Below are 24,932 nucleotides of genomic sequence, written 5' to 3'. Positions count from 1 at the left end.
TTCTACATGCTGTCGTCCGACTATCCAACAACTAAGTGGTCGTCGTGCGAGAAATGAGAGAAATGGCCCAAAATGGCAGAGAATGCCATACATTCGGGCGGCGTCATTTGTCGCAAGTGAGGGTTGTTTTTTGAAATGTCCAACAACGCCGGTTTCGCCAAGGGCGCGCGCAGCGTCAGCGGTCACGGGGCTTGGTCGATCAGGCTCGCTTCTTGGTGAGCGGCCTCGATGTCTGCTGCTCCTCAACCAGACGGCCGCTGGGGCTCAAACCCATGCGTTTGTATCCGCGCTCGAAATCTGCCGTATGGCGCCGCATCCACTCTTCGGCCTTGTCCTCATCGCGCGCCTTGAGGGCATCGAGGATATGGCGATGCGCCTCGACGACCCTGTTGTAGGTCTTCAACTTTGGCAGGATCACGCGGGCGGAGGGCATCATCAGCATTGAAATCGGCTGTCTCGCCAGTTCAAGCGAGCGGTTTCCAGCTGCAGAGGCAATCAGATTATGGAATTGCCAGTCGAGATCGATGAATTCATCGAGATCGGTGTAGCTGCTGGACATCTTTGCAAGATTCTGCTCCAGCACCTCGATCGTCTCATCGCTGATTTTCTTGGCGGCCAGACGTGCTGCGGCCGGCTCGAGCGTCATGTAGGTTTCCCAAAGCTCGAGAAAGGTGACGTCGTGGAGCAGGAGGGCCCGGCTGATGCGGGTGGCAAGATCGAGGATCTGCGGCACGGCGACCGTGAGCCGTTTGGCGCCGCCGCGCTCGACAAGGCCGTTCTGCTCGAGCAGCCTGATCCCTTCACGTAAAGTGGAGCGGTTGATATTGAACTGCTCGGCCAGTTCACTTTCCGTGGGCAGGACGTCCCCGGGTTTCAGGCGGCCGTCCATGATCAGCCGCTCTATAGTGTCGAAAACCACACGATAAGCGGGCACGACTTCCACACGAGGGAATTTTTTAGGATCCGACGGCACCTATCGCCTCCAAGCTGGAAGTCGCATGTTTATGCGCAAAAGCTTTGCGCCGCCAACCTCCATCTCCACCGATTTGCGGATGGACTGGCGGCGCAGTGCCACGGTCGCGCCTGGCTATTTCTTGATCAGCGGGCAGCTGCTCTTCTCCAGCGGCTGATAAGCCTCATCGGCAGGCACTGTCTCCAGCACCTTGTAATAATCCCAGGGACCGCTCGACTCACTCGGCGCCTTTACCTGAACAAGATACATATCGTGCGCGAAGCTGCCATTCTCACGCAGGTGGCCATTCTTGAAGATGTCGTTGACCGGAATCTCGCGCATCTTGGCCATGACGGCATCGGCTTGATCAGTGCCGGCTGCTTTGACGGCTTCGAGGTAAAGCTTGGTTGACGAGTAGACGCCGGCTTGCGCCATGGTGGGCATCTTGTTCATGCGTTCATAAAAGCGCTTGGCAAAAGCCCGCGTCGCATCGTCCATATCCCAGTAGAATGCGGTTGCCGCCAAGGTGCCCTGCGCCGCGTCCAGCCCCAGCGCATGAATATCGGTGATGAACACGGTGGTGCCCGCCAGCTTTTGCCCCGCCTGAACCAGTCCGAACTCGCTCGCACCTTTCACGGCATTGATGAATTCCGTGCCGGAATTGGCAAGCGCGATAACGTCAGCCTTGGAATTCTGTGCCTGCAGCAAGAAGGAAGAGTAGTCCTGCGCGTTGAGCGGATGTCTTGCCGTGCCCACCTTCTCGCCACCATTCTCGAGAAGGAAGGTGGTCATCGTGTCCTCCAGCGCCTTCCCCCCGATCGTATCCTGTGTGAGGAAGAACCAGTTCTTCCCAACATTTCGCACGATCGACCGGGTCGTTGTGCTGGCAATTGCATAGATATCATAGGCATAGTGCACTGTATTGGGTGTGCACTGCTCGTTGGTCAGCGCGGTCACAGCTGCGCTGTTGACAATGGCTATCTTGTCTCTCTCGTGCGCGAGTTTGGACACAGCCAGCGCGATTGAGGAGCCAGTGATGTCGTTGATCATATCGACATTGTCGACGTCGAACCATTCTCGGGCCTTCGCCGAGGCAATATCCGGCTTCAGGTCGTGACTTGCCGAGATAAGCTCGACCGGCTTGTCCAGCACTGATCCGCCGAAATCTTCGATTGCGAGCTCGGCGGCAGCGACCGAGCCTTGTCCGGCGAAATCGGCAAACGGCCCGGTCATATCGGTCAGGATGCCGATCTTGACCACCTCGTTGGAGACTTCCTGAGCGGCAATCGCCGTCGGGATAAGAAGTGGCAGGCTAGCCGCCAGGATACGCAGTGCTCGGAACATCTACTCTCCTCCCGTATTCTTTAGCTTTCACCTGGTCTGAAGCAGCTTTCGGCCGGCGCTGTTGTGTCTTGTTATTCCGCGCCGAACGAAAACAAGGGGATCACGACATCTTCGGCAACTCTGTGCCACACGAGATGAACTTCCTGGCCTATGCGGATCTTCTCGATGGGCACATCGACAATATTTGTGATGAGGCGGATGCCATCGGCCTCCGGAAATTCGACGAGGGCAGGGACGTAGGGAATGCTATCTGCCATCTCCGGAACGATCGCCCGCGACACGACCGAGTAGCTGTAGATCACGCCCGTGCCTGACAGCTCAGGCCAATCGAGGTCCTGAGAAAGACAATGAGGGCAGAAGGGGGTGGGCGGCATCCGGAACGTGGCGCAGTTGCGACACCGCGGAGCAACGAGGCGATGCTGGGCGGCTGCTTGCCAAAAGGGTTTGGTCCACTGGTCGGTTGTCAGCTGGAAGAGACCCGATGGCGGCGCCTTTGCTATGTCCGACGACATGGGTTAGTCCCTTCCCAGAATAAGACCGGAGACCGGTAGGGATGATGGGCCGCCCGTCACCAACACGAGTTCCGCGCCGGCGACCTGGTTCACCGCTGTGCCGCGAAGCTGCTCGACTGCCTCGCGCACATGCGACATGCCCCAGATATAACCGGCCGAGAGCTGGCCCCCGTCAGTATTGACGGGCAGCGACCCGCCCTCAAACCGAATCGCGCCACTGGCGACGAACGGCCCTCCCTCGCCCCTGGCGCAGAAGCCGTAATCCTCAAGCTGGGCAATCACCATCGGACTGAAATGATCGTATATCTGCGCACAGTCGATATCGTCCGGACCAACGCCGGCCTGCTCATAAAGGCGACGGGCAACTGCGCTGTGGCCGGAGGATGCGAAGTGATCGTCGGGCATGTTCATCCAATAGACGGCACGTCCCCAATCGCGCTCGCCACCATGGGTGCAGCCCAGGATCCGAACCGGTCGTTGCCGCAAATCCCGTGCCCGCTCTGCGCTGGTGACGACAACGGCTATTGCGCCATCGGATTCGAGGCAGAAATCGAAGAGACACAGGGGGTCCGCGATCATCGGCGCGTTGAAATAATCCTCGCAACTCATGGGCTTGCGCATGACGGCATTGGGATTGCGTACAGCATTCGCTCGGGTTGAGAGTGCGACTTCAGCGAAATGATCGCGCGTCGTGCCGTAGCGATGCATATGGCGCCGCGCCAGCAACGCGAACATGTGCCCCGGTCCGATCAGCCCTGAGGACGAGAAAAACGCATTCTCGGGAGTATTGGGGTAAGCCTGGAGCAGGGCGCCGAAACGCTGTTCGGCCATCTGGGTGCCGCCCACCACCACAACGGTTTCGGCCATTCCGCTGACGATTGCTGAGGCTGCGAGGCCCACAGCCCCAGCGGAGCCCCCGCCACTCCCGGTCAGCATAGCTGAATAGCGGATTTCCGGGATGCCCAAGGTCTCGGTGAGATAGGGCGTATCGAACCCGCCGGAGTAATAGGCAAAGCCATCAACATCGGAGAGCTGAAGTCCTGCATCGTCTACCGCCGCGATGATTGCCTTGCATACGAGCTCGGGCAGCGTTTGTGGCAGCGAAGCGCCCCGTTTGTAATAGGGTGTCGCGCCAAGCCCAACGATCGCGGTTGCGTTCCTCAATGCCGACATCAAAGTGACCTGGGATTTAGATCGGATGGCAGGTGCGGGCGGTTACGCCGGAAAGTCAGGGAAAGGATTGACATCTGATGATCGATGCTCGGATAGTGCGTTGTCCGACAGTTGGACCCTCTGCGTCGGCAGCACCATAGGCTAAGAATTGGAACCCAAGCAAGGCCTAAAGCGAATGAGTGGCGGCTCTGTCGGACAACGTGACAGAGATCGGTGTCTGCGAGGCGTGTAGATGACCCAGCACATGCGTTGCCCATCGGTCATGTGATCAAACCGTGCCAATTGAAAAGTCAGGACCCGAAAACATGCCAAACAAGATGCTCATCGTCGGCGCATTGGGCACCGTCGGCCGAGCCGCGCTCGAGCATTTCGAACAATTGAGCGGATGGGAGGTGATCGGGTTATCCCGGCGCGCTCCGGATTTCGAGACACGCGCATCTTGGGTGTCAGCGGATCTGCGGAATGCCGAGGAGGTTCAGTCCAGGTTGGGGGAGGTCCGGGACATCACCCATATCGCCTATGCGGCGGTTTATGAGAAGCCGGACGTGACCAAAGGCTGGGCCGAGCAGGATCATGCGCAGACCAACTTGGCGATGCTGCAGAATGTGGTGCGGACCGTCCAAGCCCGTTCACCGAAGCTTCGCCACATCAGCCTTATGCAAGGGACGAAAGCTTACGGTGCGCATCTCGGCCCATTCCGCATGCCGGCACGTGAGAGCGATCCCCGTTATATGCCCCCGAACTTCTACTACGATCAGATGGACTGGCTGGCGGAAGAACAGGTGGGCAAAGGGTGGAACTGGACGATCTTCCGCCCGCAGATTGTCTGCGGTCTGGCACTGGGCAGCCCGCTGAATATCGTAAGTGCGATTGGCACCTTTGCCGCCATCTCCCGTGAACTGGGAATGCCGCTGCGTTTCCCGGGAGGGCCGGAGAAAATCGGCGAGGCGACGGACGCCCGCCTCATTGCACGCGGCCTAGAATGGGCCGCTGGGTCTCCGGCTGCCGCCAACGAGACATTCAATATCGCCAATGGCGATATCTATATCTGGCAGAATCTGTGGCCCCGGATCGCCGCCCTTTTCCATATGGAGCACGGGCCGGCCAATCCATTCTCCCTCGCGCGGATCATGCCTCAGAATGAGCCGATTTGGGACCGCATCGTCGCCCGTCATGGGCTTGAGCCAAATGCTTACCGCTATGTCGTGCCGAACTGGCAGTTTGCCGACTTCCTGTTGGGCTATGGTCAGCGCCCGAATCCTCACCACGTGAGCACGATCAAGATCCGGAAGGCGGGCTTTCACGACTGTGTGGACACAGAGGAGATGTTCCTCGATCTCTTGCAAGAGCTCCAGCGTCGCCGGGTCTTGCCGCGTTAACTTCGCGCGAGACATCACACTCACCACATAGCGTTTTCGCTTTCTTTGAATCACGAAACCGGGCCGCGACAGGCTAGTCTCACCCCGAACGGGTGGGGCTGGCATCGCATTGTCTTTGGGCTTGACAGTCTCCGCGTTCGCATAACAGATTGTATGCAACTTGGCTCCGGGATCATGATCCCGCGCAATAAGGACAATAAGGGCCGGGGAGTGAGAGAGCGCCATTTCCACTGGGGAGTGAGGCCACATACGCGGAAACAGCGCGCAACCTTTGTCGTGTGTCCTGGGCTCCTGTCCAGATGGCGCGATCAACCGGCGTTCGTTCCGCGGACGCCGGCTCATAGCGGCCTGCACACGGCCCCAGCAGAGCCCGAAATCGTCAGCTAATCTGGAAGCACTTGCTTGATGAGAGACTTCGAAATCCCGGGGCGGTCGCTCGTCATGTCGCGGACCGGCATGGCGGCGACATCACATCCAGCGGCAACGCTGGCGGCCGTAAACGTTCTTCAGCGGGGCGGAAACGCGATCGATGCAGCAGTTGCCGCCTGTGCCGTGCAGTGTGTCGTCGAGCCGGGCTCCACGGGGATCGGTGGCGACTGCTTTGCTCTGCTCTCCAGGGGCGGAAGCGCCAAGATTATTGCCTATAACGGGGCGGGCCGCGCGCCGGTGGCCGCGACGGCCGAGTGGTACAGAGCGCAAGGCTATACCGCAATTCCGCGGCAGTCCCCGCATGCGGTGACCATTCCGGGCGCGGTGGATGCATGGGCGACCCTGGTCAGAGATCATGGGACGAGGGATTTCGGCGAGCTGCTCCAGCCGGCGATCGCGCTGGCGCGGGACGGCTATGTCATAGCTCCGCGGGTGGCGGCCGACTGGGCCAATCAGGAAGCACTGCTCCGCGGAAACAAGGACGTGGCGCGGACCTTCTTGCCGGACGGTCGGGTGCCGATGGCGGGCACGGTGCATTATCAACCCGAGCTCGCCAGCACTCTTGCACTCATTGCCGAGCATGGGCCCGAAGCCTTCTATGGCGGCCCGGTGGCGGCTGACATCGTCGAGTGCCTGCAGGCCTCAGGCGGCCTCCATACGCTCGAGGACTTCAAGTCCGCCAAGGGTGATTACGTCAACCCGATCAAGACGTCCTTCCGCGACTATGAAGTGTTCGAGTGCCCGCCGAGCGGGCAGGGTGTCATCGCCCTGATGATCCTCAACATTCTCGCAGGTTTCGAGGCGAAGGGAGATCCCTTGTCCGCCGATCGTCTGCATGTGGAGATCGAGGCGACCCGTCTGGCTTATTCAATCCGGGACGCAGTGCTGGCGGATCCTACGCAGGTCGATGTTCCCGTTGAGTGGCTATTGTCCGAGCAGCTTGCCCAAGAGCTGCGCAGCCGAATCGACCTGAAGCGGGCCATGGAAGCCCCGCCCGCCTATATGCCGCCGAACCACCGGGACACGGTTTATATCACCGTCGTCGATAAGGAGCGCAACGCGGTCAGCTTCATCAACTCGCTCTTTCATCCCTATGGAAGCGGGCTGGTTTCGCCGAAGAGCGGTGTCCTCCTGCACAATCGCGGGCAGAGCTTCGTTCTGGAACAGGGCCATCCCAACGCGATCGCGCCCAGAAAGCGGCCGCTTCACACGATCATTCCGGGCATGCTGGTGCGTGACGGAAAGGTCCAGATGCCCTTCGGCGTGATGGGAGGACATTATCAGGCGATGGGCCATGCTCATCTGCTCACAAAGGTCATTGATTTTGGCCTTGATCTCCAAACGGCCATTGGCTTGCCTCGTTTGTTTCCGAAGCCCGGCACTAATGAAGTCGAGGTGGAAGGGACCATGCCGCAGGAGACGCGCATGGAACTCGAGCGACGCGGCTTCAAGCTCGTTTCACCCTCATGGGCGATCGGCGGCGCACAAGGCATTTGGATCGACTGGGACACCGGCGCTCTCTATGGCGGTTCCGACCACCGTAAGGACGGGTGTGCTCTGGGCTGGTGAGGCGCGGGACATTTGGCAAGGCGGCTTAGCTGGGGGAGCGGTTCAGGATGGTTGATCGAGACAAGCTAAGCAGGCTGCGTGAGAAATATGGGCGCGCTGCGGGAAGCGACATTTTCGATCCAGAATTCAAGCGGGTCGCTGATCTGGTGTTCAAGGACGGCGACCGGCGTCCTGCACCATATGCGGGCATTCCCACGCTCCTGAAAGCGCCTTACCGGCCGGATGCCGCGGACCTGCCGGACTTCGGCGGGCTCGATATCGCGCTTCTCGGTATCCCCATGGATCTCGGTGTGACAAATCGGTCCGGTGCCCGGTTTGGCCCGCGCGCGCTCAGGACCGTGGAGAGGATCGGCCCTTATGAGCATGTGCTGCGCATGGTGCCGAGCGGGGAATGCAGGATTGCGGATATCGGGGATGTTCCCCTGAGCAGCCGATACGACCTGGCCGCTTGTCATGAGAATATCGAGGCATTCATCCGCCGAGCGGTTGAGGCTGGCGTCGTGCCGCTCTCGGTGGGCGGCGACCATTCCGTGAGCCTGCCAATTCTGCGTGCAATAGGCAGAGACAGGCCGGTCGGGATGATCCATATCGACGCGCATTGCGACACGAGCGGGTCGTTCGAGGGCTGTAAGTTCCATCATGGTGGACCGTTCCGGCAAGCGGTGCTCGATGGGGTGCTCGACCCGGAGCGCACCATTCAAATCGGGATACGGGGAAGCTCCGAATATCTGTGGGAGTTCTCGTTCGAGTCCGGCATGACCGTCATTCACGCCGAAGAGGTGGGTGAACTCGGGCTTGATGCCGTGATCAAGCGCGCCAGAGCGGTGGCAGGGGATGGCCCGACCTATATTTCCTTCGACATTGACAGTTTGGATCCGGCTTTCGCGCCGGGAACCGGAACCCCAGAGGTTGGAGGGCTTACGACGAGCGAGGCCCTGCGGCTGCTGCGCGGGTTGATCGGCCTCAATATCGTGGGCGGAGACGTGGTGGAGGTGGCGCCACAATATGACGCCAACTCGATCACCGCACAGGCAGGGGCACAGATGCTGTTCGAGCTTCTCTGCCTCGCCACGCGAACGGTTACGTCGAGACGGGACCGAGCGGCAGGCCGTTCCTGATCATCAGCCGATCAGTTGCCAACGATACCAGCCCAAAGAGCTTTGCGCCGGGGCTCGTGGAGACAAGCAAGAACACGAGGTAACGATCTAAATAGTGATCGAGAGGGAGCGACAATGAAGATTCTTCGCGCACTTGCCGTGCTTTCCGCCATGGGGCTTTCGATTGGCCTCGCGCAAGCCCAAACAGCACCATCCAAGATAACCATCGCGACCGAAGGGGCTTATGAGCCCTGGAACTTCAGCGGTCCGGGCGGGAAGCTCGAAGGTTTCGAAATCGATCTTGCCAATGATCTCTGCAAGCGCATGAAGGTGAGCTGCGAGATCGTGGCGCAGGACTGGGACGGCCTTATTCCGTCGCTGAACGCGCATAAGTTCGATGCGATCGTGGCCTCGATGATCGCGACGGATAAACGCCGCGAGGTCATGGATTTCAGCCAGCCCTATGCTTCTACTCTGGCCGGCATCATGGTGGACAAGTCGGGTCCGCTGGCGAACCTGCCCGGTGGAGGCGAGGTCATCGATATCAATAAGGATCCGGACAAGGCAAAGCAGGCCATCGATGGTTTGAGGGAAGCTCTCAAAGGCAAAACGATTGGTGTGCAGGGTTCTACCTCGAATGCGGCGTTCCTCGACAAGTATTTCAAAGGCGATATCGAGGTGCGCGAGTATAAGACGACGGAACAGCACGATCTGGATTTGCAGGCGGGCCGGCTCGATGCGATCGTTGCTCAGACGACCTCATTGAACTCTACCCTGCAAAAGCCCGGATACGACACGTTCGCGATCGTTGGTCCAAGCTTCACCGGTGATGTTTTCGGGCAGGGTATTGCAGTCGGCCTCCGAAAGGAGGACGCAAAACTCAAGCAGATGTTCAACGACGCGATCAGCGCGGCAATGAAAGATGGAACGGTCAAAGCGCTCTCCGAGAAGTGGTTCAAGACGGACGTAACTCCCCGGTCTTGACCCAATTTTCGCGATCGTTAGCGTTCCGATCGCATGGCGACCGACCATCGGGCTGATGTATGGTTATTCTGCGATGATGCCGATGCATTCGGTCTGGCGCCGGTGAAAATAAGCGACAACAGGACGGGCAGAACAGTGTGCAGCAACTGAGCTATTTCGAGCTCGTCGGTTTCGGCCCGAACGGGTGGGGATCGGCCCTTCTCCTTGCGACCTGCATGACGATCGCCGTGGCGGTTTGCGGCTTTCTCGTGGGCTCGGTGATCGGCACGATCGTGGCTTGGGGCAAGATCGCCGGCACTCTCGCCGTCAGGTGGCTTGCTGACGGCTACACGACGGTGCTGCGGGGCATTCCCGATCTGCTCGTCATCTATCTCTTCTATTTCGGCGGCAGTGCCGGCTTGAGCGCGATCGGGCGGCTGTTCGGCGGCGAGGGGTTCGTCGGGGTTCCGGCCTTCGTGACCGGCGCTCTGGCGATTGGGGTGATCTCGGGGGCCTATCAGGCGGAAGTGTTTCGCGGCGCTTATCAGGTCGTCAGTCGGGGCGAGCTCGAGGCGGCGCGCTCGGTGGGCATGCATCGCTGGCTCATGTTCCGCCGCATCATCATCCCGCAGGTCTTGCGTTTCGCCATTCCCGGCCTTGGCAATACCTGGCAGCTGGTGCTCAAGGAATCGGCGCTGATCTCGGTGACCGGCCTGGTCGAGCTGTTGCGCCAGTCCTATATCGCCGCCGGCTCGACCCGCCGTCCGTTCGATTTCTATATCACGGCGGCGATCCTCTATCTGGCCGTGACCTGGGCATCGACCTATCTGTTCCAGCGCGCCGAGCGCTATTCCATGCGCGGCTTGCGGAGGACTTCCTGATGGATTTTGCCTTCATGGGGGAGACCTTCGTGAGCCTGCTCAGCGGTGTGCCGCTGACGCTGAATCTCGCCTTCGTCTCGCTGGCGCTTGGCAGCGCCTTCGCCCTGATCCTTGCGCTAATGCGCCTGTCGGGTTTGAAGATCCTCGACTGGCCGGCGCGGGCCTATGTCTTCGTGTTTCGCGGCACGCCCCTGCTGGTTCAGATCTTCCTCATCTATTACGGGCTCGGTCAGTTTCGCTCGGTTTTGGATTCGATCGGTCTCTGGGGGTTCTTCCGTGAAGCCTATTGGTGCGCGGTCTGCGCCCTCATGTTGAACACGGCCGCCTATTCGAGCGAGATCATTCGCGGCGGCCTGCAGGCGGTTCCTCGGAACGAGGTCGAGGCGGCGCGCGCCTGTGGCATGTCCGGCTTCCTGCTTTTCCGGCGCATCATCTTTCCCACTGCCGTCCGCCAAGCGCTTCCCGCCTATGGCAGCGAGATCATCCTCATGGTGAAAGCCACCTCCCTCGCCTCGGTCATCACCATGATGGAAGTGACCGGCATCGCCGCCAAACTCATCTCGCAAAGCTTTCGCGTAATCGAAATCTTCGTGGTCGCGGGCCTGATCTATCTTGCGATCAATTTCATCATCACGCGCATCATCATGGCCATCGAGTGGTGGCTCTCGCCGCATCTGCGCCGTCCTCCCGCCGTGACGCCGCGCCTGGAGGCTGCCCATGTCTAATGCCCCTGCCTCACTGGCGCCTGAACAGGCGCCGTCCCAAGCCGTGCCGGCGGTGTCGATCAAAAGGTTGCGCAAGAGCTTCGGCCAGCTCGAGGTTCTCAAGGGCATCTCGCTGGAGGCGATGGAGGGCGATGTCATTTCCATCCTGGGCGCTTCGGGCTCGGGGAAGTCCACCATGCTGCGCTGTATCAATTTGCTGGAAGTGCCCGATTCCGGAGAGATCCGCATCAAGGGGGAAATGATCGGGCTGAGACAGGGCAAGCGCGGGGTGCAGCCGGCAGATCAGAGGCAGGTGGACCGTATCCGCTCACGGGTCGCGATGGTCTTCCAGAGCTTCAATCTCTGGTCGCACATGACGATCCTGGAGAATGTGATCGAGGCGCCTATCCATGTGCAGAAGCGTCCGCGGGCGGAATGTATCGCCGAGGCCGAGGCCCTGCTTGCGAAAGTCGGGATTGCGGAAAAGCGCGATCAATATCCTTCGCATTTGTCGGGCGGCCAGCAGCAGCGGGCGGCGATTGCCCGCGCGCTGGCCATGCATCCCGATGTGATGCTGTTCGACGAGCCCACCTCGGCGCTCGACCCGGAGCTTGTCGGAGAGGTGCTGCGGGTCATGCGGTCGCTTGCCGAGGAAGGCCGCACGATGCTCGTCGTCACCCATGAAATGGGCTTTGCCCGCGACGTGTCGAACCGAGTCGTGTTCCTGCACAAGGGCGTGGTCGAGGAGGAAGGCTCTCCGGCCGAGGTCTTCGGTTCACCGAAATCGGAGCGCTTCCAGCAGTTCATCTCAAGCCATCGTTAGTCGGGGCGGTGCAAACGCGGGGGCTCTGCAATGCGTGAGCCCGCTCGCTCGAGAATATCCAAACACAGGACCAATCATGAACGATCATCCGAACTCCATTCGTGCGCGCGACATCGCTCACGTCCTGCACCCCTATACCAATGCGCAGGTGCACCAAAAGGAAGGGCCGCTCGTCATTACGCGAGGCGAGGGGATCTATGTCTTTGATGACGATGGAAACCGTTACATCGAGGCGCTTGCAGGGCTCTTCTGCGCGTCGCTGGGCTTCAGTGAAGAGCGTTTGGTGGAGGCCGCCGCCCGGCAGATGCGGACGCTGCCCTTCTATCATACGTTCGGTCACAAATCGAACGAGCCGGTGGTCGAGTTGGCCGAGAGGCTGCTCGCGCTGGCGCCCGTGCCGATGTCGAAAGTCTTCTTCGCGAATTCCGGATCCGAGGCCAATGACACGGCCATGAAGCTGGTCTGGTACTACCACAATGCGTTGGGAAAGCCGGCCAAGAAGAAAATCATCTCACGGATGAAGGCCTATCACGGGGTCACCATCGCATCGGCGAGCTTGACGGGCCTGCCGAACAATCACCGGGACTTCGACCTGCCCATCCCACAGGTTCTTCATACGGATTGTCCGGGATATTACCGCTTCGGCAAGTTGGGGGAGACGGAGGACGATTTTGCGACGCGATGTGCCCAATCGCTCGAGGACCTGATCGAGCGCGAGGGGGCGGATACGATCGGGGCGTTCATCGCGGAGCCCGTCATGGTTTCGGGCGGCTGCATCGTGCCGCCGCGGGGCTATTTCGACAAGATCCAAAAGGTGCTGCGCAAGCACGATATCCTGCTGATCGCCGATGAGGTGATCTGCGGGTTCGGCCGTACAGGGAATATGTTTGGCTGCGAGACCTTTGGGCTTCAACCCGACATGATGACCATGGCGAAGCAGCTCTCCGCCGCGTATCAGCCGATTTCGGCGCTGATGATCAACGAGAAGATCTATCAAGCGGTCGTCGATGAGAGCGGCAAGATCGGCACCTTTGGCCATGGCTTCACCTATAGTGGCCATCCCGTTGCCGCAGCGGTCGCACTGGAGACGCTGAAGATCTACGAGGAGCGGGATATTCTCGGTCATGTGCGTCGCGTCGCGCCTGTCTTTCAGGACCGCTTGCGAGAGCTTGGCGAGCATCCGCTGGTCGGCGAGGCGCGCGGGGTTGGCCTCGTCGGGACGATGGAACTCGTGAAGGACAGGGCCTCGAAAGAGACGTTCGATCCGGCGGTGGGGGTTGCCGCCTATGCCGGTAAGCGCGCCCAGGCGCATGGGGTGATCACGAGAAGCATCGGCGACAATTTCAACTTCTGCCCGCCGCTGATCATCACGGAAGCTCAAATCAACGAGCTGATGGACAAGGCAAAGCTCGCGCTCGATGACACGCTCCGGTGGGTGGAAGCGGGATGCCCCGCATAGAGCTGAGCGAGGCTGTCTGACGAGGATTGAGGCCGCGGGTGCCCCTGGTGACGGCGGACGCGAAGCGTTGCCGCACCAGGGAGCAAAGGTTAGGCCGCGATCGCCTTTTCCGCGGGCACGAAAGGCAGCCCGAGGCTTTCCGCAACCGCCTTATGCGTCACCTGCCCGCGATGAACATTGAGGCCGGCGCGCAGGTGGGGGTTTCGCGCCAAAGCCTCGATACCATATCGGGCAAGCTCCAGCCCGAAAGGCAAGGTGGCGTTGTTGAGCGCCTCGCTTGAGGTGACGGGCACCGCACCCGGCATGTTCGCCACGCAATAATGCACGATCCCATCGACCTCATAGGTCGGGTCGGCATGGGTCGTTGCCCGGGAAGTCTCGAAGCAGCCGCCCTGATCGATCGCGACGTCGACCATGACCGCTCCACGCTGCATGCCGCCCAGCATGTTTCGCGTGATGAGCTTGGGCGCGCTCGCACCGGGAACGAGAACCGCGCCGATCACCACATCGGCAGCGAAGGCCTCTTGCTCGATTGTCTCAAGGGTCGAGTAGCGCGTGCGCACACGTCCGCCAAACAGGTCGTCAAGCTCCCGGAGGCGCGGAATGGAACGGTCGAGAACAGTGACCTCGGCGCCTAAGCCCGCAGCCATGCGTGCCGCATGGGTGCCGACAACCCCGCCACCGATGACAACGACGCGGGCGGGGCGCACACCCGGCACGCCACCAAGCAGCAATCCGCGTCCACCGGACGGCCGCTTCAGAGCAGAGCCTGCCGCCTCGATCGAAAGACGCCCCGCAACCTCGCTCATGGGTGCAAGAAGAGGGAGCTGACCCCTGGCATCGGTTACTGTCTCGTAGGCGACGGCGGTGCAGCCGGATGCCAACAGGCCCTTTGCCTGATCAGGATCGGGGGCCAAATGAAGGTAGGTGAACAAGATCTGGCCTTCGCGCAGCTGGACCCATTCGCTCGGCTGAGGCTCCTTCACCTTCACGATCATGTCCGCCTGGGCGAAGACATCTGCCGCCGTGTTAGCGATGGTTGCGCCGGCCTTGCGATAGACATCGTCCGATGCGCCGATGCCGGCGCCGGCACCGGTCTCGATCAGAACCGAATGGCCCGCCGCGACATATTCCCGGACCGCTCCCGGGGTCAGCCCGACCCGATATTCGTGTGTCTTGATTTCTTTTGGAACGCCAACTCGCATGCGTATCCTCCCATCGAATGCCATGAGAATAGCCAAACAGGCGGTTGAAATCCTGGCGAAGTCCATGTTACTGGGGCCATCTACGCAGATAACCTGCGCAATTTTGGGCTCTCGCGCAGAAAATCACCTCATGGACCTCGACCGCATCGATATCGCAATCTTGGCGCAGCTGGCCTCCAATGCCCGGGTCAGCCAGACCGAGCTTTCGGAGCGCGTTGGCCTCTCGAGCACGGCCGTGGCGCGGCGGCAAAAGGCGCTGGAGGAAAATGGGTTTGTTCGGGGCTATGGTGCCAATCTCGACCTGCGCCGGTTCGGCCTCTCGGTCACCGTGTTGGTGAGAATATCGCTGGAGAGTCAGAGCGAGGAAGCGCTGCAGAACTTTGAAACAGCCGTCGTCAAATGTCCCTCTGTCGTTCGATGCTTCCTAATGTCAGGAAGCGACGATTATCTTCTCACTGTCGTTGCCCGAGACATCAGCGACTTCGAGCGGATTCACAAGACGGAGCTATCGCGGCTTCCCAGGGTGGCCCGTATCCAATCGAGCTTCGCGATTCGAGAGGTTGTCAATCGAGCCGTACCACCCTCCCTGTTTGACCTTCGATAGGATGGTCGCGCAAACCACGTCCGCCGGCAGACGGTGACTGTCTGGACACGGGCAGCTATACCGATCATTACGCACACGACAGAGACCTAAACCTAAACCCCGAAATTCACCCCCAAACCAAACCAGCGAGCCGCAAAACGCGCCCGTCCCGGTCTCGCGCTCAGCTCGACATGCCAGTAAGCGTTGAGGAAGATTCATGCTTTTCGGTGTAGAAATCCAGACACTCGTCTGGCTGACGATCGCGCTGCTCGCAGCTGGTGCGGCGACGGGGCTGCTGGCCGGTGTGTTCGGGGTCGGCGGCGGCGCAGTCGCGGTACCGATCCTCTATGAACTCTTCCGCATCCTGGATGTGCCGGAAGCGGTCCGGATGCCGCTTTGCGTCGGCACATCGCTCGCGGTGATCATTCCGACCTCGATCCGCTCCTTCAATGCCCATCGGGCGAAGGGGGCCGTCGATATATCCATCCTGAAAATCTGGGCGATCCCGGTGGTGATCGGCGTCGTGATGGGCAGTGGGATCGCCCGATACGCACCGGCAGGCCTCTTCAAGGCCGTTTTTGTCGCAGTGGCCGGGGTGTCCGCGGTGCGACTGCTCTTCGGGAGAGACAGCTGGCGCCTCGGCTTGGACATGCCGGGCAAGCTTATGATGGTGGTCTATGGCTGGATCATCGGAGTGCTGTCCGCCTTGATGGGGATTGGCGGCGGTCAGCTGTCGAACCTGTTCATGACGTTCTACAATCGCCCGATCCATCAGGCCGTGGCGACCTCCTCGGGTCTCGGTGTCCTCATCGCGATTCCCGGAACGATCGGCTATATCTATGCGGGCTGGCCACATATGGCGGATTACGCCGATGTCGCAGCCCTGCGGCCACCGTTGGCGCTGGGCTATGTGTCGCTGATCGGCCTGTTGCTATTCATTCCGACGAGCACATGGCTGGCTCCCGTCGGCGCCCGCCTGGCACATCGGCTGTCCAAGCGCCGGCTCGAGATCGCCTTCGGTATCTTCCTGCTGGTGGTGTGCGTGCGGTTCGCCCTGAGCTTCTTCGTCTGAGCGACCGTGGCTCTGGACGGAGGGGCTGCGGGTGGTCCAAGGGCCCTTTCCACGAATTGACGCGGAGACACCTCTGGACTATTGCATACAATCCAGAATTACAAAGGACCTGGAAATGACCCTCGCTCTCCCCTGAGGGGCTCAGCCAACTGATGGGGAATGATCTTCGTTCATTGTTTCTCTCGCGGGCGCCGATGCGTCATGCAAGGTTGGCTTTAGAGCGGCCAACACAGGCTCGCGCACCCTGGGAATTCCGCTGATATGAACACAGCTGCCGCTCAGCCGAAAAGGAAGGCACCGCATACCGGTGGAGGAGCCCTGCGCCGCCATGCCTATGAGACGTTGAAAGGCATGATCCTCTCAGCAGCCTTCAATCCCGGCGAACGGCTCTCGGAGATACGCCTGTCCGAGATGATCGGGGTCAGCCGAACACCATTGCGCGAGGCCCTCATGTTGCTGGAAGCCGAGGGGCTTGTCATTGGCAAGTCGAATAGTGGCTATTCGGTCGTCCATTTCGATCCGCGCAATATCCGGGACCTGTTGATCGCCCGCGAAGGACTGGATGGCTATTCAGCCGAGATCGCCTGTCGAATGGCGACAGAGGACGATTTCGAGCAGCTGAAGGCGGTCATGGCGGATATCGAGGAGCTCGCACGGCGAGATCAGGCCGAGCCGGTGGAGATCACCCGCAAGCTCGAGCTCGGTCTGAAAGTTCATGAGGTGGTCGCTGCCGCAACAAAGAACAGCGTGATCCAGGACATGACCCGGCGACTTTACGAGCAGCTCCAAGCCGCTTTGTGGCTGGAGGTGTTGTGGCTCACCTCATCCTGGGACGAAGCCATCGCGCAGCACCGCGCGATTGTGGACGCCGTGCTGGCGCGGGATGTTCCGCGTGCCGTCGAAGCGGCACGGGAGCACGTCCGGGATTCATTGCGAAACATGGCGCGAATTGAAGATATTTACGAGGGCCGGCGGCATCTCTTTAAGCAACCAGCGCCGCCATCGGGCCGCTCTGACCTGCCGACGGAGTCTTAGGGTCTCCTCGTTTCCGCTCAGTTGATGAGCGCGGCCGCGGCGTGGTGGCCGGTAGCAAATCGTTCCGTGAGCAGAGTGCGGTTCACACGAGCCTCGGCAAAGAGCCATTCGAGGAAAGCCGTCACGACCGGGCGATCGGAGATCAATTCGAGATGAGAGACGAAATAGCCGCCATCTAGGGCCACGCTGCGCTCGAACAGGCGAATGAGCCGGCCGGTCGTCAGGTCATGCTCGACAAGGCTCCTGGGCGCCAGAGCGACACCCTGGCCGGCCGCCGCCGCGTCAATCGCGAGCACGACCGAATCGAGCTTGATGCCCTCGTGGCTCGTTTTCAAATGGATGCCGATCCTGGAGAACCAGGTTGCCCAGTCGATCATGTGGCTGGACCGCAGCCCGTCATCGTAGATCAGATTGGCCTGCAGCAATTCTGCTTCGGTCGACAGGTCGTTTTTTCGCAGGAAGTCAGGGCTGCACACGGGAAAGACCTCGTCGCGCATCAGCATTTCGGCGATCACGCCTGATGCCTGAAACCGGTGCTCCGGGCCGAAGCCGATCGCGACATCGATCTCGGAGTTGTTGAGGTCGGGGAAGTCGACGGCCGTTGAAACACGCAGCTCGATATTCTCGAAGTCCTCGCGGAAGCGGCCGAGCCGGGGAACCAGCCATTTCTGAGCGAAGGAGGGCGGGGTGCAGAGAGACAAGACGCCTTCGCTGGCGTGCTGGCGCATTTTCTCGGTGGCGAGCGAAAGAAGGTCGAACGCACCCTCCAGGGTCGGCAGCACGGAGACCGCCACACGGGTGAGCTCGAGGTTGTTGCCCTTCCGGATGAAGAGGTCGACACCGAGCAGCTCTTCCAGACATTTCACCTGATGGTGCACGGCCGCGGGGGTTACGGCCAGCTCCTCCGCCGCCTTAGCGAGGCTCTTATGCCGCGCTGCGACCTCGAATGCTCGCAAGGCGTTTAGCGGCAGCAGTCTTCGGCACATTGCAGTCCTCCCCGTTACGGCTTCAACAGGCAGCAACCTGACCGTCTGAACGCGGATCGGCGCCGCCCACAAGAACGCTGCCGACACGCTGAATGACTTGCGCGTGGCCCATGATCTCTTCGCTGGGCCCGAGAACCTCGACGAGGTGCCCACGTGCGCGAAGGCCTTCGACAATACTCCGCTCCACGCCCGCTTCAACCTTGACGAGGGAGCTGTCAGCGCCGCTGCGATCAAGGTACCAGCGGGGACGGGAGATCGCCTGTTGCGGATCGAGCCCGCCATCGGTGATATCGATGAGCAGTTGCAGTTGGGTTTGAATCTGGCCATCGCCGCCCATGCAGCCGGATGTGAGCACCGGCGTGCCGGCTATCGTGGCGATGCTCGGCATCAATGTGCTTGGCGGGCGGATGCCAGGTGCGAGGGCGCCGGCCTCCTCCGGATTCAGATGGAAGGCGGCGCCCCGGTTCTGCAGGGTGAAGCCGCCTTCCTGCACCGGAATGCAGGAGCCGAAATCAAAAAACAGGCTCTGGATCAGCGAGACACACATGCCATTGGCATCGCAAACGGCGAGATGGGCCGTGTCTCCCTTGGTTACCCGATGGCTTGGCCGTGCGGCGAGAGCGCTTCTTGCGGAGGGATCATAAGTTTGCGCGAAAGTGCTCGCGGCCGGTTCCTCCCAGAGCGCCTGGAGACCTGCAGGCACACCTTTGCGATCTTGATTATAGCGATCGCGGAGATCGAGAGCCGCCGCCGTCGCCTCGATGAGCAGATGCACGGCGGCCGGGTCGTGCCGGTCGAGGGGCCCGGATGAGACTGCCTCTATCCGGCACAGAGCGGCAAGCAGCCCAAACCCTTGCGTCGAAGGTGGGGTCGTGAAAACAGTCAGCTTACGGAATGGAGCGCTGATCGGCTCGACCCATTCCGCCGCGCAGGCCGCGAGATCGGCTTCATCCAGCCAGCCACCGAATTGGCGCACTGCGCGCGCGATCGCGGAGGCGAGCGGCCCTTCGTAAAAGGTGCGTCCGGCGCTCGCCCCGATGTCGCGCAACGTTCTTGCCAGGGCCGGCTGGCAGACCTTGCCATAGAGGCTCGGCATTGCCTCGACACCGAGGCAGGCGAGAGCCTGTTTCTCACGCAATTCCGGCTCGGCTGTCCGGTAGCTCGCCACCGCATGCCGGCTGGCGATAAAGCCGTGCTCAGCAAGGGCCGCAGCGGGCTCGAGGAGCTCGCTGAGGGGAAGGCTGCCGAATTTCGCATGCGCCTTGGCCCAGCCATCGACCGCCCCGGGGGTGGTGACGGAGAAGCCAGATCGCATCGGGATCGCATTAAAGCCCGCAGCGTGCACGTCGTCGGCATTGGCCGCCATCGCGGCACGGCCCGATGCATCGAGCGCGTGAATACGCCCGTCACGGGATGCAATCATCCAGAAGGCGTCACCGCCCGGGCCGCATTGCATCGGGCAGATCACCATCAGGGCCGCGCTGGTGGCGATCGCTGCGTCCACAGCATTGCCGCCACGCCGCAGAATATCGAGCCCGATCCTGGAGGCGGTCGCGTGCGGTGAAGATACCATGCCGCTCTCGCCGATCACGGGCCGGAAGGCCGCGAGGTCCGGATGAGGCTCGAACAGCGAAAGCCAGGGCCAACCGATTTTCATCACGAAACGCCTCTCAGAAAGGCTCGGGTCCGCTCGCTCCTTGGCGCACCGAAGAATTCCGCCGCCGGGGCCTCCTCGATGATCTTGCCGCCATCCATCATGACGACGCGGTCGGATACCTCGCGCGCAAAACCCATCTCGTGTGTCACTACGATCATGGTCATGCCCGTTGCTGCCACGGCCCTCATGACCTCCAGGACTTCGCCCACGGTTTCCGGATCCAGCGCGCTCGTCGGCTCGTCGAACAAGAGCACCGTCGGCTTCATGGCGAGTGCTCTTGCGATGGCGACGCGCTGCTGCTGTCCGCCGGAGAGTTGCGCGGGATAATTGCGCATCTTGTCCTGAAGGCCAACGCTGCGCAGCAGGCTCGCCGCCTCAGCCTCGACCTCCGCAGGGTTGCGCCCCTGCACCTTGATCGGACCGATCGTGACATTCTCGAGGGCGGTGAGATGAGGGAAGAGGTTGAAGCGCTGGAAGACCATGCCGATCTTTTCGCGCTGCGCGGCGATCACCTTGCCGCTCTGCTCGACCAAGCGGCCGCCCTTCATGCGGTAGCCGATCATCTCTCCATCGACAATGATGCGGCCGGAGTCGATCGTCTCCAGATGATTGATGCAGCGCACGAGCGTCGTCTTGCCTGAACCCGATGGTCCGATGAGGCATACGACCTCGCCGGCGGTAACCTGCATGGAGATGCCTTTCAGCACTTCGATAGAGCCATAAGCCTTATACACGTCGATGACCTGCACGAGCGCATCGGCATTCTTCTCAAGGGGAGCCATCACTTATCTCCGCAGCCCGAAAAGCGAGCGCTTCTTGTCGATGTCGGGCGTGCTCGCCAGCGGCCATTCATGCCGAGACAGTCGCGCTTCGATGGCACGCTGGCCGAGGGCCACGAGGGAGGTCAGGAGGAGATACCAGATGGCCGCGATGGTGAAGAGCTCGAAGGTACGGAAAGTCGCGGCATTCAGGGACTGGAGCGTTCCGAACATCTCGCGAATGCCAATGACAGCGAGAAGCGAGGTACTCTTGATCATCAGCGTGATCTCGTTGCCAAGGGGTGGCAGCACGATGCGCGCCGCTTGCGGAAGGATGATCCAGCGCATGGCGGCTGCGGGACGCATGCCGATGGCACGGGCCGCATCGTGCTGGCCCTTGTCGATGGCGGACAGTGCGGCGCGGAAAATCTCGGCCATGTATGCACCCTCGTTGAGGCTCAGCGCGATGATGGCCGCCTGCACCGCGCCCGAGATCTTCACCGGGCCGATCACGAGATCGGGATACATGTAGATGCCGGATGCGGCAATGCCAGTATAGATCAGCACGAGCTGCACCAGCAAAGGCGTGCCGCGCCAGAACCACACGTAAAAGCGCGCCCATTCGCGCAGCCAACGGTATTTCGACATGCGGGCGAGCGCCACGCCGAAGCCCACGCAAATCCCGAGCACCATGGAGACGAAGGACACCCAGATGGTGATCCACAATCCCCACCAGAAGATTGCCGGGGGATTGAACAGGTACTGCAAGAAGAATGCAGCGTCGATATTCAGATTTCCCATCAGTCCGCCCAAAGGGCGCTGCCGCCGCAGCGCCGAACTATGCGATTTCGTGGAGATGCCCCGTTGATTGACAACGGGTCATCATGGGACATCAGCGCAGGGCCAACGCCTCGAAATCCCACGCCTTCACAACCTTATCGTAATCGCCATTGGCGCGGATCTGCTTGAGGGCCGCTTCGAAGGCCTGGTGCAGGTCCTTGTCCTTATGGAGGGTCGCGATGCCCGTCGGGAAGCTGATCAAAGGCTCGCCGCCAAGCTTCACGCTGCCCGGCTTCTGCTTGTTGTAATAAGCGGCCTGATCGGTGGAGCCGAGATAGGCATCGACGAGGCCCGCCACCAGTTGCTGGAACGCCTCAGCACTGGTTGGCACCGCAACCACGGTGATTTCGGGCTTGCCGGCCTGTTTCAGGGCCTCGTTCGTTTCGGCCAGAGTGCCTTCGCCGGCGGTGCCGACACCAACCGCGACCTTCTTGCCGGACATATCGGCTAGCGTGTTCACGGTGACGGGGCTGTCGGCCTTGAAGATCAGAGAACTACCCGTCTTGGCATAATTGGCAAAATCCACGACCTGACGCCGCTCCGGCTTGTCATAGAAGCCTGAAATGATCGCATCGCATTGACCCGCCTGCAGCGCCGGGATCAGCCCGTCGAAGCCGATATTCTTGTGCTCACTCTTGAGGCCCATGGCCTTCGCGACCGCCGCGCCGAGATCGATGTCGAAACCGGTGGGCTGCTGCGTCGCCGGATCCAGCATTTCCCAGGGCGGAAAGCCGACATCGGTGCAATAGACGATCTTTCCCGCGCTCTTCAGCTTCTCAGGCACGGCTATGTCCTCGGCCCGTGCTGCAGACATAAGGCCAAGCAGAAGCATGCCGAGTGCGATAGATGCCCCCATCGCGTTCTTTGAGATATTCATGTCAGTTCCCCTCAGTGACTGGCGTTCGCCATGGTGACGTGCCGGCTTTTGGTTATGTGATCATCACGAAGAATTTGCTCGATGGTTCAAGCGTAATCCACGCGCCTGCCCATCCCTTGGGCACGAGGAAGCCCTCGCCGGCGCCAAAGACGATTTCCTTGCCGCGCTGATCGCGCAGTGCCACGCGTCCCGTGACAATCGAACAGACCTCCGTGTAAGGCCAAGGATCAAGCGATATCTGGCCCGGTTCGCCTGTCCAGTAGCCGATCGTGACCTTTCGCCCTTCCGTTTCGTAGCAGCGATATTCCGCTTCTTGCCAGGTCTCGGACACATTCTGATAGTCCGACAGAGGCGGCACATAGGCGCTGATCCCTGCGCTGCCGAGCTTCACAATAGTGCCGATATCCGATGCCTCGGCGGATTGGCGGGGGTCAGACGGCTTGATTTCATTGGGTTGCATTCGCTGCGCGGCCTCTTGCTTGGTGCCGTACAAAGTCGCCAGGAAGAGGCCGGGTGCGCAATTTAGGAATTATGACGCGCGGGATTAGCTGCAGTAAATCGCAGGGCTCGCGTCCAGGCATAACCTGCGAGTTATAGGGTTCGGGCATACATATCATTAGACTTCTCATTCCGCAGGCGTGATGCTGCTGCGCAAAAGCCGATAAGGCCGGGTGAGAGGTCAAAACATGATCCTGTTCGAACGCAGCGAGTTTCTCGCGCGCATTGCGCGTGCCAAGGCGGAGATGAGCAAGCGCGGCATCGACCTGCTGCTTGTCGCGTCACCGGCCAATCAGTTCTGGCTGACCGGCTATGACGGCTGGTCGTTCTACACACCGCAGATGGTGGCCGTGAGCCTTCGCCAGGAAGAGCCGGTCTGGATCGGCCGGAAGATGGATGCGGTGGGCGCAAAGTTCACGGCCTTCCTGGCGGAAGAAAACGTCGTTCCGTATCCGGACACTTACGTCGCCTCGACTGAGCGCCATCCGATCGAGTTCGTTGCGGAAGAGCTCAAGCGCCGCGGCTGGGACAAGGGCACGATCGGGGTCGAGACCGACGATTACTATTACACGGCCAAGTGGGATGCGATTCTGAAGCGCGATTTGCCCAATGCACGCTTCCTTGACGCGTTCCTGCTGGTCAATTGGTGTCGCATGGTGAAGTCCGAGCGCGAGCTCGAGTTCATGAGACAGGCCGGCAAGATCGCCGCGGCCGCGCAACAGGCGGCCTATGACAAGGCCGAACCGGGCGTCCGACAATGCGACGTGATGGCCGAGGTTTATCGCGTCACCACCGCCGGCTTGCCGGAATTCGGTGGCACCTTCCCCTGTAAGCCGCCCAACGCCATGGTGGGCGAATATTGCGCAGCCCCCCATCTTTCCTGGACGGATGCGCCGCTGGTCGAGGGCGAGATCTTCTATATCGAGCTTGGCGGTATCCGGCATCGCTATCACTCGCCCTTGTCGCGTTGCATCTATCTGGGAAGGCCGACGCAGGAGATGCAGGATGTGGCAAAGGTCATCGCCGAAGGCCTGCAGGCGGTGCTCGACAAGGTCAAGCCGGGGGTCGCTTGCGAGGAGCTTGCTGCCGCATGGAAGGCGGTGATCTCGCGCCATGGCATCGAGAAGGACAGCCGCATCGGCTATCCCGTGGGCATCGGATATCCTCCCACCTGGGGTGAGCTCACGGCGAGCCTCAGAGCTGGCGACCGGACGGTGCTCGAGCCGAACATGACGTTCCATTGCATCCCGGCCATTTGGATGGAACACTATGGCCTGGTGATCTCGGAGAGCTTCGCCGTCACCGAGAATGGAGCCGAGTGCTTTGCGGATTATCCGCGCGAGCTGACATATAAGGCGTAAGGTCATGACCGCACCGGCGCGTCGCCGCGTGCTGCACGGCGGCCACAATATTTACGGACACAGGATCGGCATTCTGCTGATCGAGGGGCACTTTCCGCGGCCGCCGGGCGCAATCGGCAATGCAGCAAGCTTCCCCTTTCCCGTCCTCCATCATGTCGTGAAGGGCTTTTCCGGCAGTCGGACCGTGCGGGAGCTCGGCGCGATGGATCCGGACAGCGCCGAATTCCACGAGGCCATCCGGCCTTGGCTCGACGGGGCACAGAGCCTCGTTGCGCAGGGCTGCCGGGCCATCACCACATCGTGCGGCTTTGCGGCGTTGTTCCAGAAGCACCTGTGCGATGCGGTCGATGTGCCGGTCTTCGCCTCCTCGCTGATGCTCGCGCCGATGATCTCGCGCATGCTGAAAAGCTCGCGGCGGCTTGGGATCATCACAGCGGAGGCGGCGAGCCTGACTGATAATCATCTTCGTGCGGCGGGGATCAGCGATCCCGTGGTGATCGTCGGCGTGGAGAGCTGCCCGGAATTTGCGGCAACCGCCTGGGACGATCGTCCGTGGCTCGATTTCGATCTGGCCGAGGCCGAGGTGGTCGACGTGGCGCGGGCCATGGTGGAGCGCAACCCGGAGGTGGGCGCGATCCTGCTCGAATGCTCGCTGCTGCCGCCCTATGCCGCTGCCGTGCAAGAGGCGACGGGACTTCCGGTGTTCGACTTTACCCATCTCGTGGCGATGGTGCACAATGCCTGCGCCCGGCATCCTTTTTCCGGGCTGACATGA

The 24,932-nt window shown here is 61.0% G+C and carries 24 protein-coding genes; 13 read left to right on the top strand and 11 right to left on the bottom strand.

Translation table 11 applies throughout. The features are described 5' to 3' along the window. Window positions 1–199 precede the first annotated feature (199 nt). From RCF49_RS10055 to RCF49_RS10040, 4 genes are all read right to left on the bottom strand, one after another. Complete coding sequence (locus RCF49_RS10055; RefSeq protein ID WP_342643889.1) at window positions 200–934, bottom strand: FadR/GntR family transcriptional regulator; 735 nt, start codon at window positions 932–934, stop codon at window positions 200–202. A 153-nt stretch (window positions 935–1,087) separates the two neighbouring features. Then, complete coding sequence (locus tag RCF49_RS10050; RefSeq protein ID WP_342643888.1) at window positions 1,088–2,296, bottom strand: ABC transporter substrate-binding protein; 1,209 nt, start codon at window positions 2,294–2,296, stop codon at window positions 1,088–1,090. 71 nt (window positions 2,297–2,367) lie between these two features. Next, window positions 2,368–2,808, bottom strand: a complete 441-nt coding sequence (locus RCF49_RS10045; protein WP_342643887.1) for a Zn-ribbon domain-containing OB-fold protein — start codon at window positions 2,806–2,808, stop codon at window positions 2,368–2,370. 3 nt (window positions 2,809–2,811) lie between these two features. After that, window positions 2,812–3,981: a thiolase C-terminal domain-containing protein gene (locus tag RCF49_RS10040; protein WP_342643886.1), complete on the bottom strand. Its 1,170-nt coding sequence runs from the start codon at window positions 3,979–3,981 to the stop codon at window positions 2,812–2,814. A 305-nt stretch (window positions 3,982–4,286) separates the two neighbouring features. Between RCF49_RS10040 and RCF49_RS10035 the strand changes: the two genes are divergently transcribed. The 8 genes from RCF49_RS10035 (at window position 4,287) to RCF49_RS10000 (ending at window position 13,285) form a co-directional block, all read left to right on the top strand. Further along, window positions 4,287–5,360, top strand: coding sequence for an SDR family oxidoreductase (locus RCF49_RS10035; RefSeq protein WP_342643885.1), 1,074 nt, complete (start codon window positions 4,287–4,289; stop codon window positions 5,358–5,360). A gap of 405 nt (window positions 5,361–5,765) precedes the next feature. Further along, window positions 5,766–7,358: a gamma-glutamyltransferase gene (gene ggt / locus RCF49_RS10030; RefSeq protein ID WP_342643884.1), complete on the top strand. Its 1,593-nt coding sequence runs from the start codon at window positions 5,766–5,768 to the stop codon at window positions 7,356–7,358. Between the two features lie 47 nt (window positions 7,359–7,405). Beyond that, the gene (gene speB / locus RCF49_RS10025; protein ID WP_342643883.1) at window positions 7,406–8,476 is read left to right on the top strand and encodes an agmatinase; all 1,071 of its coding nucleotides are present in this window, start codon (window positions 7,406–7,408) and stop codon (window positions 8,474–8,476) included. 114 nt (window positions 8,477–8,590) lie between these two features. Next, window positions 8,591–9,439 carry a transporter substrate-binding domain-containing protein gene (locus RCF49_RS10020; RefSeq protein WP_342644171.1) on the top strand — a complete coding sequence of 283 codons (849 nt, stop codon included), beginning with the start codon at window positions 8,591–8,593 and terminating at the stop codon, window positions 9,437–9,439. 137 nt (window positions 9,440–9,576) lie between these two features. After that, window positions 9,577–10,299 carry an ABC transporter permease gene (locus RCF49_RS10015; protein ID WP_342643882.1) on the top strand — a complete coding sequence of 241 codons (723 nt, stop codon included), beginning with the start codon at window positions 9,577–9,579 and terminating at the stop codon, window positions 10,297–10,299. After that, entirely contained in the window at window positions 10,299–11,024 is a 726-nt protein-coding gene (locus RCF49_RS10010) for an ABC transporter permease (protein ID WP_342643881.1), read from the top strand. Before RCF49_RS10015 ends, RCF49_RS10010 begins: the two co-directional genes overlap by 1 nt. Continuing rightward, window positions 11,017–11,826, top strand: coding sequence for an ABC transporter ATP-binding protein (locus RCF49_RS10005; RefSeq protein WP_342643880.1), 810 nt, complete (start codon window positions 11,017–11,019; stop codon window positions 11,824–11,826). Before RCF49_RS10010 ends, RCF49_RS10005 begins: the two co-directional genes overlap by 8 nt. A 76-nt stretch (window positions 11,827–11,902) precedes the next feature. After that, window positions 11,903–13,285, top strand: coding sequence for an aspartate aminotransferase family protein (locus RCF49_RS10000; protein WP_342643879.1), 1,383 nt, complete (start codon window positions 11,903–11,905; stop codon window positions 13,283–13,285). An 89-nt stretch (window positions 13,286–13,374) separates the two neighbouring features. On the opposite strand, the gene ald is transcribed toward RCF49_RS10000, so the two are convergent. Further along, complete coding sequence (gene ald, locus RCF49_RS09995; RefSeq protein WP_342643878.1) at window positions 13,375–14,490, bottom strand: alanine dehydrogenase; 1,116 nt, start codon at window positions 14,488–14,490, stop codon at window positions 13,375–13,377. A 130-nt stretch (window positions 14,491–14,620) separates the two neighbouring features. Here ald and RCF49_RS09990 point away from each other — a divergent pair, with 130 nt between their 5' ends. The 3 genes from RCF49_RS09990 (at window position 14,621) to RCF49_RS09980 (ending at window position 17,180) form a co-directional block, all read left to right on the top strand. Continuing rightward, window positions 14,621–15,094 carry an Lrp/AsnC family transcriptional regulator gene (locus tag RCF49_RS09990; protein ID WP_342644170.1) on the top strand — a complete coding sequence of 158 codons (474 nt, stop codon included), beginning with the start codon at window positions 14,621–14,623 and terminating at the stop codon, window positions 15,092–15,094. Between the two features lie 196 nt (window positions 15,095–15,290). After that, on the top strand, window positions 15,291–16,145 hold the full coding sequence (locus RCF49_RS09985) for a sulfite exporter TauE/SafE family protein (protein ID WP_342643877.1): 855 nt from the start codon (window positions 15,291–15,293) through the stop codon (window positions 16,143–16,145). 261 nt (window positions 16,146–16,406) lie between these two features. Beyond that, complete coding sequence (locus RCF49_RS09980) at window positions 16,407–17,180, top strand: GntR family transcriptional regulator (protein ID WP_342643876.1); 774 nt, start codon at window positions 16,407–16,409, stop codon at window positions 17,178–17,180. Window positions 17,181–17,197: 17 nt separating this feature from the next. Here the strand turns inward: RCF49_RS09980 and RCF49_RS09975 are convergent, their stop codons facing one another. From RCF49_RS09975 to RCF49_RS09950, 6 genes are all read right to left on the bottom strand, one after another. After that, complete coding sequence (locus RCF49_RS09975; RefSeq protein ID WP_342643875.1) at window positions 17,198–18,166, bottom strand: LysR substrate-binding domain-containing protein; 969 nt, start codon at window positions 18,164–18,166, stop codon at window positions 17,198–17,200. Window positions 18,167–18,188: 22 nt separating this feature from the next. Then, window positions 18,189–19,823 carry a gamma-glutamyltransferase family protein gene (locus tag RCF49_RS09970; protein ID WP_342644169.1) on the bottom strand — a complete coding sequence of 545 codons (1,635 nt, stop codon included), beginning with the start codon at window positions 19,821–19,823 and terminating at the stop codon, window positions 18,189–18,191. Continuing rightward, window positions 19,823–20,605, bottom strand: coding sequence for an amino acid ABC transporter ATP-binding protein (locus RCF49_RS09965; protein WP_342643874.1), 783 nt, complete (start codon window positions 20,603–20,605; stop codon window positions 19,823–19,825). The genes RCF49_RS09970 and RCF49_RS09965 overlap by 1 nt, the downstream gene beginning before the upstream one ends. Before the next feature lie 3 nt (window positions 20,606–20,608). Beyond that, window positions 20,609–21,382: an amino acid ABC transporter permease gene (locus RCF49_RS09960; RefSeq protein ID WP_342643873.1), complete on the bottom strand. Its 774-nt coding sequence runs from the start codon at window positions 21,380–21,382 to the stop codon at window positions 20,609–20,611. A gap of 91 nt (window positions 21,383–21,473) precedes the next feature. Continuing rightward, the gene (locus tag RCF49_RS09955; RefSeq protein ID WP_342643872.1) at window positions 21,474–22,298 is read right to left on the bottom strand and encodes an ABC transporter substrate-binding protein; all 825 of its coding nucleotides are present in this window, start codon (window positions 22,296–22,298) and stop codon (window positions 21,474–21,476) included. Window positions 22,299–22,350: 52 nt separating this feature from the next. Further along, a complete protein-coding gene (locus RCF49_RS09950) occupies window positions 22,351–22,758 on the bottom strand; it encodes a cupin domain-containing protein (protein ID WP_342643871.1) in 408 nt (135 codons plus the stop codon). 226 nt (window positions 22,759–22,984) lie between these two features. On the opposite strand from RCF49_RS09950, the gene RCF49_RS09945 reads away from it, so the two are divergent. Together RCF49_RS09945 and RCF49_RS09940 are read left to right on the top strand one after the other, a co-directional pair. Then, window positions 22,985–24,157: a M24 family metallopeptidase gene (locus RCF49_RS09945; protein WP_342643870.1), complete on the top strand. Its 1,173-nt coding sequence runs from the start codon at window positions 22,985–22,987 to the stop codon at window positions 24,155–24,157. Window positions 24,158–24,161: 4 nt separating this feature from the next. After that, a complete protein-coding gene (locus RCF49_RS09940; protein WP_342643869.1) occupies window positions 24,162–24,932 on the top strand; it encodes an aspartate/glutamate racemase family protein in 771 nt (256 codons plus the stop codon).

The organism is Rhodoligotrophos sp. CJ14, assembly GCF_038811545.1.
In the GTDB taxonomy this organism is placed as follows: Bacteria; Pseudomonadota; Alphaproteobacteria; order Rhizobiales; family Im1; genus Rhodoligotrophos; species Rhodoligotrophos ferricapiens.
The sequence above is the reverse complement of the archived record's forward strand: the minus strand, read 5'-3'. Positions and strand labels throughout refer to the sequence as shown.

Coding starts and splice junctions, on each gene's coding strand:
- ggt (WP_342643884.1), top strand. CDS start 5,766: ATGAGAGACTTCGAAATCCCGGGGCGGTCGCTCGTCATGTCGCGGACC.
- speB (WP_342643883.1), top strand. CDS start 7,406: ATGGTTGATCGAGACAAGCTAAGCAGGCTGCGTGAGAAATATGGGCGC.
- RCF49_RS09990 (WP_342644170.1), top strand. CDS start 14,621: ATGGACCTCGACCGCATCGATATCGCAATCTTGGCGCAGCTGGCCTCC.
- RCF49_RS09955 (WP_342643872.1), bottom strand. CDS start 22,298: ATGAATATCTCAAAGAACGCGATGGGGGCATCTATCGCACTCGGCATG.
- RCF49_RS10035 (WP_342643885.1), top strand. CDS start 4,287: ATGCCAAACAAGATGCTCATCGTCGGCGCATTGGGCACCGTCGGCCGA.
- RCF49_RS09945 (WP_342643870.1), top strand. CDS start 22,985: ATGATCCTGTTCGAACGCAGCGAGTTTCTCGCGCGCATTGCGCGTGCC.
- RCF49_RS10010 (WP_342643881.1), top strand. CDS start 10,299: ATGGATTTTGCCTTCATGGGGGAGACCTTCGTGAGCCTGCTCAGCGGT.
- RCF49_RS10020 (WP_342644171.1), top strand. CDS start 8,591: ATGAAGATTCTTCGCGCACTTGCCGTGCTTTCCGCCATGGGGCTTTCG.
- RCF49_RS10050 (WP_342643888.1), bottom strand. CDS start 2,296: ATGTTCCGAGCACTGCGTATCCTGGCGGCTAGCCTGCCACTTCTTATC.
- RCF49_RS10040 (WP_342643886.1), bottom strand. CDS start 3,981: ATGTCGGCATTGAGGAACGCAACCGCGATCGTTGGGCTTGGCGCGACA.
- RCF49_RS09960 (WP_342643873.1), bottom strand. CDS start 21,382: ATGGGAAATCTGAATATCGACGCTGCATTCTTCTTGCAGTACCTGTTC.
- RCF49_RS09985 (WP_342643877.1), top strand. CDS start 15,291: ATGCTTTTCGGTGTAGAAATCCAGACACTCGTCTGGCTGACGATCGCG.
- RCF49_RS09980 (WP_342643876.1), top strand. CDS start 16,407: ATGAACACAGCTGCCGCTCAGCCGAAAAGGAAGGCACCGCATACCGGT.
- RCF49_RS09970 (WP_342644169.1), bottom strand. CDS start 19,823: ATGAAAATCGGTTGGCCCTGGCTTTCGCTGTTCGAGCCTCATCCGGAC.
- RCF49_RS09940 (WP_342643869.1), top strand. CDS start 24,162: ATGACCGCACCGGCGCGTCGCCGCGTGCTGCACGGCGGCCACAATATT.
- RCF49_RS10005 (WP_342643880.1), top strand. CDS start 11,017: ATGTCTAATGCCCCTGCCTCACTGGCGCCTGAACAGGCGCCGTCCCAA.
- RCF49_RS09975 (WP_342643875.1), bottom strand. CDS start 18,166: ATGTGCCGAAGACTGCTGCCGCTAAACGCCTTGCGAGCATTCGAGGTC.
- RCF49_RS10045 (WP_342643887.1), bottom strand. CDS start 2,808: ATGTCGTCGGACATAGCAAAGGCGCCGCCATCGGGTCTCTTCCAGCTG.
- RCF49_RS10000 (WP_342643879.1), top strand. CDS start 11,903: ATGAACGATCATCCGAACTCCATTCGTGCGCGCGACATCGCTCACGTC.
- RCF49_RS09950 (WP_342643871.1), bottom strand. CDS start 22,758: ATGCAACCCAATGAAATCAAGCCGTCTGACCCCCGCCAATCCGCCGAG.
- RCF49_RS09965 (WP_342643874.1), bottom strand. CDS start 20,605: ATGGCTCCCCTTGAGAAGAATGCCGATGCGCTCGTGCAGGTCATCGAC.
- ald (WP_342643878.1), bottom strand. CDS start 14,490: ATGCGAGTTGGCGTTCCAAAAGAAATCAAGACACACGAATATCGGGTC.